Source organism: Mesotoga sp. Brook.08.105.5.1 (assembly GCF_002752635.1).
Taxonomy (GTDB): Bacteria; Thermotogota; Thermotogae; order Petrotogales; family Kosmotogaceae; genus Mesotoga.
Genome location: NZ_AYTW01000005.1, coordinates 25,397 through 42,821, shown reverse-complemented (window position 1 = coordinate 42,821; position 17,425 = coordinate 25,397). Strand labels below are relative to the sequence as shown.

The 17,425-nt window shown below is 45.1% G+C and carries 10 protein-coding genes; all 10 read left to right on the top strand.

Features of this window, described 5'->3' with window-relative positions; genetic code table 11:
• Positions 1–8 precede the first annotated feature (8 nt).
• The 10 genes from V512_RS01915 to V512_RS01870 all read left to right on the top strand — a co-directional run bounded on the left by V512_RS01915 (position 9) and on the right by V512_RS01870 (position 17,382).
• Entirely contained in the window at positions 9–332 is a 324-nt protein-coding gene (locus V512_RS01915) for a response regulator (RefSeq protein ID WP_102818856.1), read from the top strand.
• 23 nt (positions 333–355) lie between these two features.
• Positions 356–5,083 carry an SLBB domain-containing protein gene (locus V512_RS01910; protein WP_099828778.1) on the top strand — a complete coding sequence of 1,576 codons (4,728 nt, stop codon included), beginning with the start codon at positions 356–358 and terminating at the stop codon, positions 5,081–5,083.
• 12 nt (positions 5,084–5,095) lie between these two features.
• Entirely contained in the window at positions 5,096–5,758 is a 663-nt protein-coding gene (locus V512_RS01905; protein ID WP_099828777.1) for a CpsB/CapC family capsule biosynthesis tyrosine phosphatase, read from the top strand.
• Positions 5,759–5,772: 14 nt separating this feature from the next.
• On the top strand, positions 5,773–7,983 hold the full coding sequence (locus V512_RS01900) for a polysaccharide biosynthesis tyrosine autokinase (protein ID WP_099828776.1): 2,211 nt from the start codon (positions 5,773–5,775) through the stop codon (positions 7,981–7,983).
• Positions 7,984–8,085: 102 nt separating this feature from the next.
• Positions 8,086–10,860, top strand: coding sequence for an O-antigen ligase family protein (locus tag V512_RS01895; RefSeq protein ID WP_099828775.1), 2,775 nt, complete (start codon positions 8,086–8,088; stop codon positions 10,858–10,860).
• A gap of 60 nt (positions 10,861–10,920) precedes the next feature.
• Positions 10,921–12,828, top strand: coding sequence for a methionine--tRNA ligase (gene metG, locus V512_RS01890; RefSeq protein WP_099828774.1), 1,908 nt, complete (start codon positions 10,921–10,923; stop codon positions 12,826–12,828).
• 22 nt (positions 12,829–12,850) lie between these two features.
• Positions 12,851–15,277, top strand: a complete 2,427-nt coding sequence (gene gyrA, locus V512_RS01885; RefSeq protein WP_099828773.1) for a DNA gyrase subunit A — start codon at positions 12,851–12,853, stop codon at positions 15,275–15,277.
• Positions 15,278–15,308: 31 nt separating this feature from the next.
• Positions 15,309–15,935: a transcriptional repressor LexA gene (gene lexA, locus V512_RS01880; RefSeq protein WP_099828772.1), complete on the top strand. Its 627-nt coding sequence runs from the start codon at positions 15,309–15,311 to the stop codon at positions 15,933–15,935.
• A gap of 26 nt (positions 15,936–15,961) precedes the next feature.
• Positions 15,962–16,423: a ribose 5-phosphate isomerase B gene (gene rpiB / locus V512_RS01875; RefSeq protein WP_099828771.1), complete on the top strand. Its 462-nt coding sequence runs from the start codon at positions 15,962–15,964 to the stop codon at positions 16,421–16,423.
• Positions 16,420–17,382: a histone deacetylase family protein gene (locus tag V512_RS01870; protein ID WP_099828770.1), complete on the top strand. Its 963-nt coding sequence runs from the start codon at positions 16,420–16,422 to the stop codon at positions 17,380–17,382. Before rpiB ends, V512_RS01870 begins: the two co-directional genes overlap by 4 nt.
• The last annotated feature ends 43 nt before the right edge of the window (positions 17,383–17,425 follow it).

Here is a 17,425-nt window from a genome sequence, read left to right as displayed (position 1 = left end):
AAAAGAACATGAGGCTACTCCTTGAAGAAGAGCTCAAGGAATCGGGATATGAAGTCGAGGGCTCAAGTAGCGCAGAAGAAGCTCTGAGCATCTTAAAGCAGGGAACATCGTTTGATCTCATTACTATCGATGTTGAAATGGAAGGGATAAATGGACTTGAGCTAGCCGGCATATTGCGCGAAAAATATCCTGATAAGAAGATCGTTCTTTTGACAGCGTACACACACTACAAACATGATCTCTCTTCTTGGGCCGCTGACGCGTATGTCGTTAAGTCACCCGATTTCTCGGAATTGAAGTCTCAGATCAAAAGACTCCTGGAAGAGAACTGAAAATTGGAGAAGGAGGAAGTTACATGCGTTTTAGAATCATCCCGCTTCTAATATTGCTTGTTATTACAGTTTCCCTTTTCGGATACTCGGTTAGACCAGGTGATCTGCTATTGATCTCTGTTTATGGTTCAGGCGATCTTTCCAGCGAAGTACTTGTTGGTCCTGACGGTACCGCTTCTATTCCACCGCTAGGAAATATTGCTTTACTGGGAAAGACTCTCGAAGAAATCCAATCTTTGCTGTCTTCTCAGTTCTTAAATCAGGGCATCCTTACATCTAAACCACAGGTTACGGTATCTGTGAAATCATATGCACCATTCATGTTCTACATCCTTGGGGAAGTAAACAAACCAGGGGCGATAGAGTGGCATGAAGGCACGATCGGAATCTCTCAGCTTCTTGCCCTTGCTGGCGGGCTCCAGGATGGGGCAGATCTCTCTTCTGCCTTCGTTGTCTATAAGGATGGAACCAGAAAGCACGTCGATCTGTCTTCCATTTTGTCGGCAGGCGAAGCTTTGAAGGAGAAGATTACGGAAGGTTCAACCCTATACGTTCCAACGGGTACAAAAGCATGGATCTTGACTATGGGAGAGTTCAGGTCACCTACTCTAGTGAAATTCAATCCAGGCATTACGTTAACCCAGGTTATTGCTAAGTCGGGCGGCCTTGCCGAAACGGCCGACAAAGAAGAGATTCTGATCATTAGCGACGAATTCCAGGGCAACTCATCCTCAATAAACCTGAATAGTATACTATTTGGAAGAGTAAGCGACCCGGAAGTCCCCGCCGGGAGTATCGTAATAGCAAACGATTCTTCATCAAAATCCGTGAAACTTCTTGGTGAGTTCAACAACCCAACATCGCTACCATACCGTGAAACACTTACCCTTCTACAGGCAATTGGAGAGGCCGGCGGCCTTAGACAAACTGCATCAGAAGGATTGTACATTCTGAGAAGTGGCGTCGCGGTGCCTGAGTCCTTTGAAGTCGATAAGCTCTTGAGCGGTTCAATCGATGACGTGAAATTGAATCCGGGTGATACGGTCTTCGTTCCTCGTCTGCGAGAAAGGTTCGTCTATGTCGCTTCAGCATCATTCGGCGGAAAAGTAGAATTCAGTATCGACGAGAATCTTACTCTTGTAAATGCTCTGGTTAAGGTAGACCTATACGACCCATCTAGTCTCGATTCTGTCGTGATAGTTGAACCTTCTGGAAAACGTTATGACTCCATCAAAAAAGAGGATATGCTTCTCGAGGCAGGTTCGATGATTATCCTGCCCCACGGAGAGAAGACGGTCTTTGTAACTGGAGAGGTTAGAAACCCAGGCTCTCTACCCTTTTCAAATTTCGAAGAAATCACTCTCAGTAGAGCAATTGCTAAGTCGGGCGGTCTTAATGAAAAGGCAGGACTTGTCGAGGTTCTTATGAAAGACGGAACAAGGCTCTTGTCAATAGAAGAGGCCACTAGAAGCTCTCTGGTTCTAGAACCGCAATCTATTGTTCTTGTTAGGGAGAAAGAACAGCGATTTGTCTACGTTGTCTCTTCCACAGAGGGAGGAAGAGTCGACTTTCAAGAGAATGAAGCCTTCACCCTGAGAAACCTTCTTGCCAGAATCAATCTCCTTAATTTCAAGTCAAGCAAGTCCATTTCGATAATTAGTTCAAACGGTACTAATCTAGAGATCCCTGCCTCGGAGTTGGAAGAGAAGGATTACTTCCTTGAACCCGGCTCAATCGTAATTGTTCCTGACACCAGCACTTGGGTATACTTGTTTGGAGAAGTGGGAAGACCGGGAAAAATCGAGCTAGATGAAGATGACCTTCTCTTAACCAGAGCCATTAGCGCGGGTGGAGGATTTTCGCAAAATGCCGACATTTCTTCAGTACAGGTTCTTTCAGGAACGAAAATAATCGACGTCGATCTCGATAGAGTTCTTAAAGGTCTTTCAATAGACCCGAAAATTGGGTATGACGATTTAATCTATGTTCCAAGAATCGACAACAGATTCGTGTACGTTATCTCCGACAACAGCGGAGGCAAAGTTGACTTCTCTTCGGGAGAGAAGATCACATTGAGAAACGCTCTGGCGAAACTAAATCTCGTAGAGATTTCCTCAGAGAAGGAAATAAGGGTGATATCTCCTGACGGCGGCGAAAGAAGGATTCCTATCAGTTCTCTAATAAAGACTGACTGGGAACTTGAGACAGGAAGTGTTGTGTTCTATCCGCAGGCAAGCAACGTGGCGAATGTTCTTGGGCGAGTAAGAAACCCAGGTACAATCACCCTGAAACCCGGTATCCCCTTCAACCTGGCTACCGTGATTTCCGCTGCCGGTGGTTTTGATGACTATGCTGACAGATACGGCATAACAGTAATTGACTCGAGAGCAGCCTCAATAACCGTATATACTATTGATGATCTATCGAAGGATACCCCTCCGTCTATTCCTGATGGAGCAACAGTCTTCGTGCCCGAGATAGAATCAAGATATGTGTACATTCTTGGTGGTGTAAAGGAGCCTGGGCTCAAATTGATTAGCAGAGAAGAACCGAATCCCACCCTGACAAAGCTAATAGCAATATCCGGAGGGTTAATCGATCCTCTATCAAAAAACGTTGAAATAGTTGAATCCGACCAACGCAAGAAACTTGACCTTCAGGCAGTTATAAAGGGCATATCACTTGATCCACAGATAACAAGTGGTTCAATAGTATACGTGCCCGAGACTTCAGAACGGTTCGTTTACGTTATCTCGAGAGAAAGAGGCGGGAGAGTTGACTTTTCTAGTAATGAGGAGATCACCCTTAGAACTGCCCTTGCAAAGCATAACCTGCTTGATTTTGACTCAAACAGTAGAGTAACTGTGATTTTTCCCGACGGAACAAGAAGAGAAAGACAGATCTCCGATCTCAAAGATAATGACATGGTACTTTCACCCGGATCGATAATCGTGTATCCCAACGTTCTCCGCCAGATATTTGTGGTTGGTGCAGTCAATAGTCCAGGATCAGTTCAGTTCGAGCCAGGAGAAAAAGTTACATTGACTACTCTAATTGCAAGAGCTGGCGGGATGACGCCACTTGCACTCAGCAACAAGATACAGATAACAGATCCTTTTGGTAGAACTTCCACAGTAAATGTTGACCCAATACTACTAGGAAAGGCCCTCGATCTTACGCTCGAAGATGGGTCCTTCGTATATGTACCAGTTTATGAGGCTGTTAGAGTGAATGTAATTGGAGAAGTTAGAAACCCGGGAATCGTCGAGTTTTACAAGAATGAGACCCCTAGCCTGATGCTAGCCATTTCCAAGGCCGGCGGTCTAACAAATAGGGCTGCTACTAATATAAAGATCACAGATCAAGACAGAGAGATTCGCTGGTTCGACCTAATTGAAGGTGAAGACATTCATTTGTCGGCAGGTCAGACTGTGTACATTGCCGGAGATGACCGCTACGTTTATGTTAGCGGAGAGGTGAATTCTCCTGGCAAGTTTGAGTTTTCCTTCGAAGAGGAGATCACTGTTCTCAGAGCACTTGCGAGAGCAGGAGGAGAGAAGATTACTGCTTCAGATCAAGTTAGGATTCTCATGCCTTCCGGAGAGATTCTCCCGATTAGTCTGGCTGAAGTCAAAAACGAAGGTAGAGATACGGTAATTGAAGCGGGAAGCACGGTTATCGTTCCAAGAAAGGTGATTAGGATAACTGTTCTGGGTGCAGTAAACAATCCAGGCCTCTACACATTTAGCGTAGATGAAAGCCATTCTCTTTCTGATGCAATAGCCAAAGCGGGCGGAATAGTTGACGAGAATCAGGTTGGAAAGATAGTAATTCATGATGGAAAATCCGTCAGCGAGTTCACCGCATCGGTTCTGCAAAAGCGAGGGGATCCTCTATCAGACAACTCATACATTTATGTGTCGAGCAAATCCTTGATATCAATCACAGTGCTCGGCGATGTAGTAAGACCTGGAAAGTACGAGATCAGCGGAGAAAAACCTTCATTGGCGACAGCGATTGCAGTTGCTGGAGGACTCGACAAATCAGTGACTACGCTCAGTCTTGTAGGAATCGATGGCACAATAAAGCTGGTAGATGCACTGAAGACCGAGGAACTGGCTAGAAGCTATGTTAAGGATGATGATACCATTGTTGCGCTAAGAAACTATGATTCATTCGTTACTATCGTAGGAGACGTCAAGTCACCAGGCATATTCTCTGTTTCAGAATATGGGGAGCTTTCGCTTGCAGAACTACTGAGTCTTGCAGGGGGTCTTGCCAGCTTCGAAACCAGGGGCAGAATCTTCATCTCTTATTCCGGAAAGACTGAAGAAGTGATTACTACCCCGGAAGATTTCCTCACATTAACCAGAAGGACTGTCTCACCGGGGTCAACGATATATGTTCCTTATTCTGAACCCGCCAGAGTGTACGTCTTTGGCGAAGTGCAGAGACCGGGAGTTGTAAGGTTCTATGATGGCATAACGGCAATCGAGGCGGTCGTCGAGGCGGGAGGTCCCACAAGTTATGCAGTGTTAGGTAACGCGCTGCTGTTCCAGGACCCTGACAAACAGCCTCTAGTACTTGATCTTGATCAGCAGAAGGGAAAGCCTGCGAAAGGCAACGTTCCTTTGACGCCGGGAAACATCATTTTCGTTCCCCAGTCGTCTATCGTGAACATCAAGGACATCATGTCGATTGTTGCTTCATCGCTTAGCATAGTGAATTCGGCCGTCGGCATATTCAAGTGAGGTTGATCTGCATTGAATATCGACTCTCACTGCCATCTGCTCCCTGGAGTGGATGACGGTGTTGATAGCATTGAGGAGTCTCTGGCACTCCTTGAAGAAATGAAGCTCAAGGGGCTTCAGAGACTTTACTTGACACCTCACCTTTTTTCCCCGATGAGTCCTTCCGATCCTGAACGGATAGTGAAGAGATGGAACGAATACCATTTTGAACTGAACTCTCACTCAGTTGAAGTCTTGCTTGGCTCTGAGATATTCTTTAGACCAGAGATACTGGATGCCGATCTGATTACTATGGGTGGGTCAAACACTGTTCTATTGGAGCTTCCAACGCAGCGAAGACCTCACTATCTGTTTGAAGTGATCGAAAAACTGCAGGTCAAGGGATTAAGAATAATACTTGCTCATGTTGAGCGTTATGAATACCTTTTCAGAAAAAGCGGGTTGTTTTTTGGCAAGCAAGAGCTTACAGACGATATACTTAGGCTTAGAGACATGGGAGTTCTCTTTCAGGTAAACTGGAACAGTCTCGACAAGAATCCCAGAACTCGGGTTCTTATCAACGAAGGAATAGCCGAGATCATTGGAAGCGATAAACACAAGTCTGGCGACAACAGACTCTTAATAGATTTTCACGATGATCGATATAGGCTTTTTTTGAACGATTACTATCTCTAGATGGAGGTGCTTTCGTGAGCGAGTTCGAGGGCAGCGATTATAGGGAACTAACTCTTGAAGACATTTTTAGAATGTTTAAGAAGCGAATGGTTCTCTTCATTTCTATTGTACTTGCGGTAGTTGTTGTCACAGGCGTTTATCTCATTTTCGCTACGCCAATTTATGAAGCCAGCGTCACCATCAAAGTCGATCCAACCTCTCAATCATCTGTGGGGGATCTCTTTAGTAGTTCCCTTACAGGGAGCTCGGGATCGAATATCTCAACCGAGGTTGAACTTATTAAGAGCAGGACGAACATCGAAGAGATAATCGAAGTGCTCGGGTTGGTCGACAGAGTATATTCAGAAGATACGAAGGCTCGGCTACTATCGGAAGGTTATTCGGACCGTGATCTAGTAGCTTCACTCACGCGAAGTATTTCATCAATGATAACTGTCTCACCTGTTAAGGATACCAGGATTGTCAGAGTCTCAGTTCAGAACAAGGACCCCGTTCTTGCGAGGGATATCGCCAATACTCTAGCCGAGGTTTACAATACCAAACTGGCAGAATTGTCAAAAAGAGACCTGACAAGAAAACGTGAATTCATTGAGGCACAGATCCCACTTCTGGAGAGCGATCTGAACGAGGCTACCGATAAGATAAAGCAGTTCAAAGAAGAAACAGGCATCTACGTACTCGACAAGCATGCCGATCAACTATTCCAAATGCTCAGCAACTATGACAAGCAGCACAACGAACTGATGATCTCCGCTGAAGAGAAGAAAGCTGAAATCGAAACTTACCAGAGTATGCTCGACGATTTTGACAGCATTGATTCAAAGAGCATAAAGGCACTTTGGGTTCAGACATCTGAGAGTTTTTCCGTAAACCCCGTGCTTACCAGTCTAAGACAGAGCCTTGCAACTCTTCAAGTTGAGCTTGCTTCGCTGGAGGAGCAGTATCCAAAAACTGACCCTAGAGTGAGATCGAAAATCACAGAGATTTCGAAGACTGAGAGTTTGATAGCAGAACAGATTCAAAACGAGTTCATAGTCTCAGGCCAGGGCATGACCTTGAATCCTGCGTACCAGCAGATAATAACTGGCGTCATCAGTTCAGAAGCAGGATTTCAAATCCTTCAAGCTTCGATTCAGGCAGTGGGTCTTTTGAGGGACCAGTATCAATCTGAACTGAGAAACCTGCCGGCAAAGGAGCAACAGCTGCTCGATCTTGAGAGGCAGATAGCAGTTAAAGAGAGCCTCTACACCTTGCTTCTGGAGAGACTTGAGGAGGCAAAGATCAGTGAAGCTGCCGTAGTTGGAAACGCTGCAATTGTCGACCCCGCGACCGTGCCTCAGTCGCCGGTGAAACCCAACAAGAAACTATCTCTGGCCATTGGAGGCGTTTTGGGGATCTTTCTTGGAATGCTAATGGTCTTTCTTGCCGAGTACCTCGACAAAACTCTCAAGACAGAGGAAGAGATAGAACGTTTCAGTAGGCAGCCGATAATCGGAAGAATTCCGAGTATCGAAGGAACAAGCGAAGAAATGTATGTAGAGAAAAACCCAACGGCACCTTCTTCAGAATCGATAAAGCTTGCAGCAAGCAATCTCTCTTTCACGATGGGCGAGGGAAAGACGGTGGCAGTTACATCGGTTCTCCCTACTGAGGGAAAGAGTTTCGTAATTGCAAATATCGCCTATTCAATGGCAAACAGCGGTCAAAGAGTAGTCCTCCTGGACCTTGATCTGCGTCGCCCCAGGGTCGAAAAGATACTCAAAGCTGGCAAGAGAACCAAGGGCGCGGTGGATGTGATAATGGGAACTGCCTCAATTGATGACGTTGTCGAGAACTACGCTGAAAACATGGATTTCATAGGAGTGGGAATCATTCCCCCAAATCCCACAATAGTCCTTTCGTCGAAAAGGATCGACACTCTCCTTTCTGAACTGAAGCAGAGATATGACAGAGTTCTGATAGATATGCCACCGGCGGTTGTCACTTCAGACGTTTCTTTGGTGGGAAACAAGTTAGACGGAATCGTGCTAGTTGTTAGGCCCGGAAGGGCAATAAAGGATGGCTTGAGAATAGTTGTGGAGAATCTCAAGACCGTGGGAGTGAAGATTCTTGGAGTAATAGTCAATGGAGTAGATGAGAAGAATTCAAGCTATTACTACCACTACTATTACTATTACAACGAAGAAGGAAAAAGAAAAAAGAGAAGGAAGAGAACCAGCAAGTAGAAGTTTCAGGCAATAACGTTGCTTTTTGGCAAGCTATGAAGACAACATATTGAGAAGGTATCTCTTTGTAGAATTCTAATCTCATTTTTCGAGGTGGTCTCAATGACGGAGAAGAAACAACTAATAGACTTCGAAACCATTGTTTATCTGATTCTGACTCTGTTTATTCCTTTGTTTGTCACCAAGGGATTCACACACGAGCCTTCAACCGGAAAACATCTCTTCTACGTTGTCGGATTCACAGTAATCTTCCTTTCTGTGTTTATTAGGAAGAGAGAGGTTTTGATGCGATTTGGGTACGTACATCTGGCCTTTTTCGGAATCGGAATCGCTGCCTTACTCTCGTTGATTGTGGTTTCGATGGACAATCCTCAGTACTTCAGGTACTCTTTGGAGATTGCTCTTTATGTTGTGTTCCTTTCCTTCACCGCGATCTATATTTCCAGCAAATGGGACTCCGTCGAGAAGATTGAAGTAATTATGCTGTTCTTCTTGATTGGAGCAGCCGTTGTCGCAGCTGATGCACTCCTTAACTTCTACCTGGGATTTGACATTTTTCTAGGCAAGGTCGGAGAACCTTTTGCAAGAGCCTCCGCTAGATCGACTATTGGAAACCCGAATTTCGTCTCTGATTACATGGGCATGACAATTCCTATGATCTTCTATTTCCTGATCTCCAGAAGACCACTCGGGATTCTGTTCAAGAGTGCAAGAAGTCAACTTATCCTTAAGATAATCATGCTGGTATTCTTGATTCCGATGGTAGCCTCTGTATTTGTATCACAGACAAGAACGGTAATAACTGCGATATTCATAGGCAATCTACTATTCTTGCTATTGTACTTCTTCTTGAGGAAAGGAAAGAAGCCAGAAGCTCTGGAAACCTCTGAAGAGAAGAAGTTGAAAAGACTCTCACTCATCTTTCTTCTCTTGGCTCTAGTAATCATAGCCGTATTGTCATATCTTTATCTCACACCATCTCCCCTGACCGGCGACGGAAAAATCAATATCACTGCCAGACTTGAATATGTATTAACTTCCTCTGGATCGTGGAAAGAGAGGTTCTCAGCATGGTACAACTCGCTTTTCCAGTGGCTCGATGATAACAATAAGCTGAGAATCCCTTTCGGGAGTGGAATCGGAACGTTTCAGCTGTATCATCTCTTATACAGTCCTCAGGTACTTAACCATAGTCCTGACTTCATGCCTGTATGGAATAATTTCAAGAGGACTCACAACGACTACATCCAGGGTCTGGGAGAGATGGGAATCATCGGCCTCCTCTTCATTGTATTGATGGTCGGCCTACTGGTCTTCAGGTACGTAAAAAACTTGTTCAGAATAGACAATAAGAGGGATCTGCTGCTTTATGGCTCCCTGGGAGCGGGAATATTTTCCCTGGCAGTTCACAGTTTCTTTGAATTTCCTCTCCATATGCAGCCAAATCTTATGCTGGCCATCTTTTTGGGATCTATCGCCGTTGGAAAGTACTTCAATCCAGATCTTAAGGAAAGAAAGCTTCCAAGAGTTCCTGCTGTGGTGGCCTTGTTCGCTATAGCCGCCGTACTGATCTTCCTGAAGACGTCGGCGTTTCTTGGAGAGGGCTTCTTCAGGATTGGACAAACTAACCAGCAGTATTATCTTGCTTACTATAATCAAGCACAGAACATCAATCTAAGTGCTCTTCAGCAAATCAAGAATGAGATCAGCACTTTCTCTGGCAACTACGCTCACCTGCAAGATGTCGCGAGTTATATGAATGTGAAGGGAAGCGAGATCCGATCGAAGTATCCTGGCGCCAATCAAATCGATCTTCTTGAGCTAGCTGAAAAAGAGAGACAGAGCGAGATCAGAAAACTATTGGATGAGATAAACAATCGAATAAACCAGTACAACTTCTATATTTCCAAGGCGGGGGAGTTCTATGATAAGGCATTAGACGATTTCAAACTTTCAAATAGACTGTATCCCGTATTTGGCAAACCCTTATGGTATATTGCAGGCCTGGGGACAAAGGCACAGCGACTTGAGACAGTGAGAGACAACCCGGAGCTCATGAAATCGATTCTAACAGGGAAGGATGAGTATTCCTCTGACATAATACTTGAGTTCAAGGGAGATCCCGAAATAATTCCGGTTCATAGAACAAGCATTAGAACTCTTCCGTTCGCTGAGTTCTTCCAGAAGCACGCTTCGGTTTTCGACAATCCTGAACTTGTGTCGGGCTTACAGCTTTACTTCATTACACAGATTCAGATGATACTCGATGCTGCCGACTACTATGAATCATCTGTTATACTGTTCAGCGAGCGCCAGACGCCAAGGATTCTTGGCCGCCTATACACAAGCTTGAATAGCGAACTCAAGAAGTACTTCAACTTCATCAATTCTAGAGAAAGCACTGTGGTCTCTGCCTTCGGAGAAAGCGGAGAGTTCAGGCAGATAATCATAGATCTGGTATACGAAAGTGGTATTCGAGCAACTTACTGGTTTGATCTTGCGATCACTCTTCTTCCCGGCACATGGAACAGATACCCGGACTGGGAGGACATCTACATTGAATACTTGAACTCAATACCCTCGATTGTTGATTCTATAGATGCACAGAAACTGAAGATACTTGAGGTTGTCCGGAAACACGTATGGGCCTGTGAGAACATGGGACCGGCAACTCCAGACGAAACACTGCAATTCGCAGTACAGTGGGGCAGATCAAATCTTTCTGGAGAAGAATTAAGTAACTTCGAGCAAAATCTGAAAAATATTTACGAAAGAGTGGTCAATCTAAATAGGGATCTGATTGAGAAGACGCCCAATCTTCCAGAGAAAACCGTTGATCAGATACAAAGCTTAATCTCGCTCTTCGAAACGCTTTGAGTGATTTTCCCTGGTATACATTTAGCTAGGTAAATGATATAATACTTCTGGAGGTGTCCTTTGAAGAAGTTCTATGTTACCACGCCAATATACTACATAAATAGTGAGCCTCACATTGGCTCTGCCTATACTACAATAATTGCAGATGTAATTGCCAGATATAGGAGACTCTCCGGCTATGAAGTATTCTTCCTCACTGGCACCGATGAGCACGGTCAAAAGGTCTTGAATGAAGCGCTAACGAGAAATATCAATGCTCAGGAATACTGCAATATAATGGCCGCCAAATTTATAAAGCTCTGGAAAGATCTTGAATTGACGAACGATGGGTTCGTGAGAACTACTGATGAGAATCACATGAGAGCCGTGCAGGAATTCGTTTCACGACTAAAGGAAAACGGTGATATATATAAGGGAAGATATGAAGGGTGGTACTGCATACCAGATGAAACTTTCTGGAATGAGGAAGATCTGAAGGAAGGAAAGACTTGCCCAGAATGTGGTCGCGAAGTGAAATGGGTGAGTGAAGAGAACTACTTTTTTAGACTTTCTAAGTACAATGATCCTCTTCTCAAACTCTACAAAGAGAACCCTGAATTTGTCCAACCGTATTTTAGAAGAAATGAAATGCTGAAAATTCTCGAATCCGGGCTGAAGGATTTAAGTATAACGAGAACGTCTTTCAATTGGGGGGTACCGATGCCTGACGATCCAGAACACGTGATTTATGTTTGGGTGGACGCGCTGATAAACTACTTGAGTGCAATCGGGTTCCCGAATGATCACGACTCCTTTGAACGGTATTGGCCCGCCGATGTGCATCTGATTGGAAAGGAGATAAATCGTTTTCACTCAATTATTTGGCCAGCTATGCTTATGTCTGCTGGAATCTCTTTGCCTAAGCAGGTTTATGCCCACGGATGGCTAACAATTAATGGTCAGAAGATCTCCAAGTCATTGGGAAACGCGATAAGTCCGATGAGCTTTGTCAAGGTTTACGGTAACGACGCTCTGAGATACTACCTCCTAAGGGATATCCAGTTTGGTCGCGATGGCGACTTTTCCGAAGACAACCTTATTGGCAGAATCAACGCAGATCTTGCAAACGATCTGGGTAATCTTCTGCATAGAACAGTCGTGATGATTCAGAAGTTCAATGACGGAGTTGTTCCTGAAAGAGGCGTAGAAGAGATGGTTGATGAGTCCCTTAAAGAGCTTTTGGAAAGCACCTTTTCCACATATGTGGACTCAATGGATAGACTCAGGTTCACACAGGCACTTGAAAGCGTCTGGGAACTCATAAGATATGGTAACAAATACATCGATCTGACTGAGCCATGGAAGCTCGGGAAAGACAACGAAAAGAAAACGAGACTAGACACTGTCCTGCACAATCTTGTCTGTGTTCTTGGAAATGTGTCGTTAATGATTGAACCGGTTATGTTCAATACTGCAAAGGAGATTCGAAAGCGATTAGGTATTGAGTCGAGAATGACTCTTCAAGACCTTGACTGGGCCGATCCGCTTTTTGGAAGTAGAGTCAGTCACGGTGAACCGATTTTTCCGAGAATTGACATAGAAAAACATAAGAAGGTGACAGACTTGAACGGTCAGGATACTAAGCCTGAAACAGAAAATAACGTTCTGATAGCAATCGACGAATTCACCAGGGTTGAACTTAGGGTGGCGGCTGTAATTGAGGCGGAGAACGTTCCGAAATCCAAGAAACTTGTCAAGTTGCAGCTCGATCTAGGTGAACTTGGCAAGCGGCAGGTCGTAGCTGGAATCGCTCAATTCTACAGCCCGGAAGAATTGGTCGGTCTGAAGGTGGTGGTGGTCGCTAATCTTCAACCTGCAAAACTGATGGGGATTGAGTCAAACGGGATGCTTCTTGCCGCAAAGATAGGAAATGCGCTTTCACTGCTAACTGTTCATAAGGATCTGCTTCCAGGCGCCAAAGTTTCGTGACAAGTAGAGGAGGAATACGTCTTTGCCTGAAGAAATTATCCACAAGAATATTGATGATGAACTGATTAATTCATACATGCTCTACTCTATGAGCGTTATAGTAGGGAGAGCGATCCCGGATCTGCGCGATGGTCTGAAACCTGTTCAGAGAAGGATTCTTTTCGGGATGTCGGAATTGGGTCTTCGTCATAATCAAAGTTTCAAGAAAAGCGCCCGTATAGTCGGAGAAGTCATGGGAAAGTTCCATCCCCACGGCGATGCTGCCATTTACGACGCTCTAGTGAGAATGGCTCAACCATTCTCTATGCGTTATCCTCTTGTCGAAGGGCAGGGCAACTTCGGATCAGTCGATAGAGATCCTCCCGCTGCCATGAGGTATACCGAAGCACGAATGCAGACTCTTGCAGAAGAATTGCTTCAGGACATCGATAAGAGCACCGTACCGATGATGCCGAATTTTGATGGGTCTCTTTCAGAACCTGATGTGCTTCCTACTAAAATCCCAAACCTACTCCTGAATGGCACTTCTGGAATTGCCGTGGGAATGATGACGAGCATACCACCACACAACCTAATCGAAATAGTTGATTCCCTAAATCTGCTGATCAAGGATCCAGATTGTACGGTTTCCGATCTCTTGAAATTCGTGAAGGGACCGGATTTTCCTACTGGCGGAATGATAATGGATGCAGGATCCATCCCTTCAATATATGAGGAAGGGAAAGGAAGAATCACCATTAGAGCTATTGCCGAGATTGAAGAGTCAGGTGGAAGTCCTCAAATAGTTGTCCATGAGATACCTTACAACATATCGAAGGCAGATCTAATTCAGCAGATAGTTAGCGCAACTCAGAACCACCGCGACCTTCAGATAAGAAACATAAGGGATGAGTCCGATCAAAAAGGGCTCAGGGTAGTTATTGAACTGAAACGCGGTGCCGATCCTAACGTAGTCCTTAATCTTCTTTTCAAGCATACACAGCTTCAAACAACCTTTAGCGTGAACATGCTGGTTATCGACGAGAAGAAGCGCCCAAGAGTAATGAATCTTAAGCAAATACTTCAGGGCTTTCTTTTTCACCGGTTCAATGTAATTAGAGCAAAGACTGAATACGATCTTGAGCAAGCATCCAGAAGAGCTCACATTGTCGAGGGGCTGACGAAGGCGACAAGATCTATTGATACAGTTGTAGACATAATAAGGAATTCGGCTAATACGGAAGAGGCATCCAGGAATCTGATGGAAACACTTGAAGTAACTGAGGAGCAAAGCGCCGCGATTCTAGACATGCGAATGGGCAAGCTTACAGGAATGGAAATCGAGAAGCTTCTCAGTGAGTACAGGGATTTGGTAGCCAAGATCAACGAGTACAGATTGATTCTAGGAAGTGATGAAAAGGTCTATGAGATCATTGTTAAGGAGCTCGATGAAATAAAGACCAAGTACGGAGATGCTAGACGCACAAGGATTGATTTGGGCAATGGAAGGGATTTTGACATCGAAGACATGATTCCGGATGAAGAGATCGTCTTGATGGTAACAAAGAAGGGGTACATAAAATCTACACCTCTTGAAAGTTACAGAAAGCAAGGGCGTGGCGGCAAAGGCGTCATCGGAGTAAGAACGGGCGAAGAGGATTTCGTTGTCAACATTCTTACAACAACCAGGCTTAGCAAGACAGTTATCATCACATCAAAGGGAAAAGCATACGTACTTAGCAACCACATCATCGATCACTCTTCTAGAGACTCAAAGGGAAAGCTTCTCGCCAACTACATCAAGATCGATCCCGATGAGAACGTACAGGCAGTCCTTTCAACGAGAAAGGAAGAGGTTCAAGGAAAGCATCTGGTTATTACCACTAGATCTGGCAAGATCAAGAAGACGGTATTCGAGGCCTTCCTGAATGTGAGGGTATCCGGAATTAGGGCAATCGGTTTGAACGAGAACGATAGGGTGATAGATGCTTCACTTGCATCAAGGGAAGATGATACCATTATTATTTCAACAAGGAACGGTATGGTAACTAGATTTCCGCTTGTACAGGTACGTGCAATGGGAAGAGGAGCAGCAGGAGTTATGGGCATAAGACTGAAGAAGAATGACGAGGTCGTTGGAGCCAGCATCGTTTCTGCTGACGACAAAAGATTCCTCCTGACAACTACAGAAAAGGGAGGAGGAAAGAGAACCTGCATTTCCGAGTATAGATGCCAGAATCGGGGAGGCATGGGTGTAAAGAACATCTACGGACTCGAGAAGATCGGTCCTGTTGTCGGAACTCTCGTCGTGACCGACGAAGACGAGATTATTCTTGCGACCAAGTTGGGCATGTCAATAAGAATTCCTATCTCACAAGTTAGACCGACCGGAAGAATAACCAAGGGAGTTAGGATAGTGGACCTAAAAGAAAACGATACCGTCGCTACGATGGCAGTTGTCGTTGATTAATAACCCAGCCAAGAATAGGGGGTGTAATGAATTGACTCTGACCGAGAAACAAAAGAAGATTCTGGAGTACATTGAGAATTTCATTAAGCTCTATGGTTACCCGCCTAGCATAAGAGATATCTGCAGAGACTTTGAAATATCTTCTCCAAGGGGAGTGGCAAAGCATCTTGAGTCACTTGAGAAGAAGGGTTACATTGAAAGAACCGGCGTTTCTCGCGGAATAAGAGTCTTGAAGAGTCCTGACGGCTCATCGCTTGAACCTGGCGAAGATGTTGTCATGCTCCCTGTTATTGGTAACGTAGCAGCGGGTGAGGCTGTCCAAGCTGTCCAGACTGAGGAAGAGAAGATTCCTGTTCCTTTGTGGATGATAAGAAGAGGTTTTGAATACTACATGCTGAAAGTAACCGGGAACAGCATGATTGACTCTCATATCATGAGCGGTGACTTTGTTATTATTAGAAAACAGGAATGGGCTAATAACGGTGATATTGTTGTGGCCCTAATAGACGACGAGTATGCTACCCTTAAGAGATATGAGAACGAGGGACCTAAGATTAGGCTGGTGCCTTCAAACCCGGAGATGCTTCCAATTGTCGTTGAAGCAAACAGGGTGAAAATCCAGGGACGGCTTTCCGGTGTACTCCGCTGGTACAAATAGCAAAGCCATTTCTAAGGAGTATGGACATGAAAATCGCAGTTGCTTCTGATCACGCTGCCTATCAGCTCAAAGATTTCGTTGTAAACTACATCAGAGAAAAGGGTCATTCAGTGGTCGACTTCGGTCCTGAATCTGGTGAACGATCTGTTGATTATCCAGACTATGCCGATAAGGTATGTAAGTCGGTAACGAGCGGAGACTCCGACTTCGGTGTTTTACTATGTGGGACTGGAATTGGCATGTCGATTGCCGCAAACAAGCATCGGGGTGTTCGCGCTGCTCTTTGCCTATTTCCGGAAATGGCCGCACTTGCCAGAAGGCACAACCATGCTAACGTTCTCGTGCTGGGTGGAAGGTTGATAGGTAGCGAGCTAGCCGGTTGGATAGTGGAAGCTTTTCTCGCTTCATCTGAAGAGGGTGGACGTCACCAGGTCAGAGTGAACAAGCTTGAGACTGGACCTTCCGGGGACAGGGTGAATGGAAATTGATAACTTACTATGACAGAAGACATCTCTTTCATCTACCTATGAAAGAATTGGAAGACGGCCTTTGGATCGAAAATCCGGACAAACCTGAAAGGATAGAGGCAATTCGCAGCACGCTGGAGACCGCGGGCTTTCGTATTAGGGAACCAAGAGATTACCACTGTTCTCATCTTTATCAGGTGCATACACCAGAGTACGTTGAATGGTTAAGAGAAAAGAGTCTCTCAGTATCAAGAGACAGAGAGTACTTCCCCGAGGTCTTTGGATATGACAAACTCTTCGATACTGGCACGCCGGTCACCTCGGGTTGCTATGTTGGAGGGCTTGCTGCCGTTTCCACAGCCTTAAACGCCGTCGATTCAATCCTCGACAGTGAAAGTGTTTCCTATGCTCTTTGCCGACCCCCAGGACATCATGCCGGTATATCGACTGGTGGAGGATACTGCTACTTCAACAATGCAGCAATTGCCGCGCGATACTACCAAAAACACACTAGAGGCTTCGTCGCAATTCTTGACGTCGATTTCCATCATGGAAACGGAACTCAGGAGATCTTCTACTACGACGACACGGTATTCTATGTCTCCATTCATGGCGATCCAAAGATATTCTACCCCTGGATAAGCGGCAACTCTTGGGAGATTGGTTCCGATTCGGGCGAAGGTTTCAACATGAATTTCCCTCTTCCGGGTGGCACAGAGGGACCTGAATACATGCGAACTCTTTCGAAAGCACTTCAGGAAATCGATGATTTTTCCCCTGACTTGCTTATAATTTCTCTTGGAATTGACAGCCACAAAAACGACGGGATAGGCCATTTCAGCCTGAACAATGAGGACTTCTCAATGATGGGGAAACTCATACAGGAAGTTGATGTTCAAAAGCTTATTGTACAGGAGGGTGGCTACAACCCTGTTGCGAACTCAGAATCTGTGCTTAACTTTTTGACTGCAGTAGTTTAACTCAACTCACCAATAAAGAAAGCGCGACTAAGCCGCGCTTTCT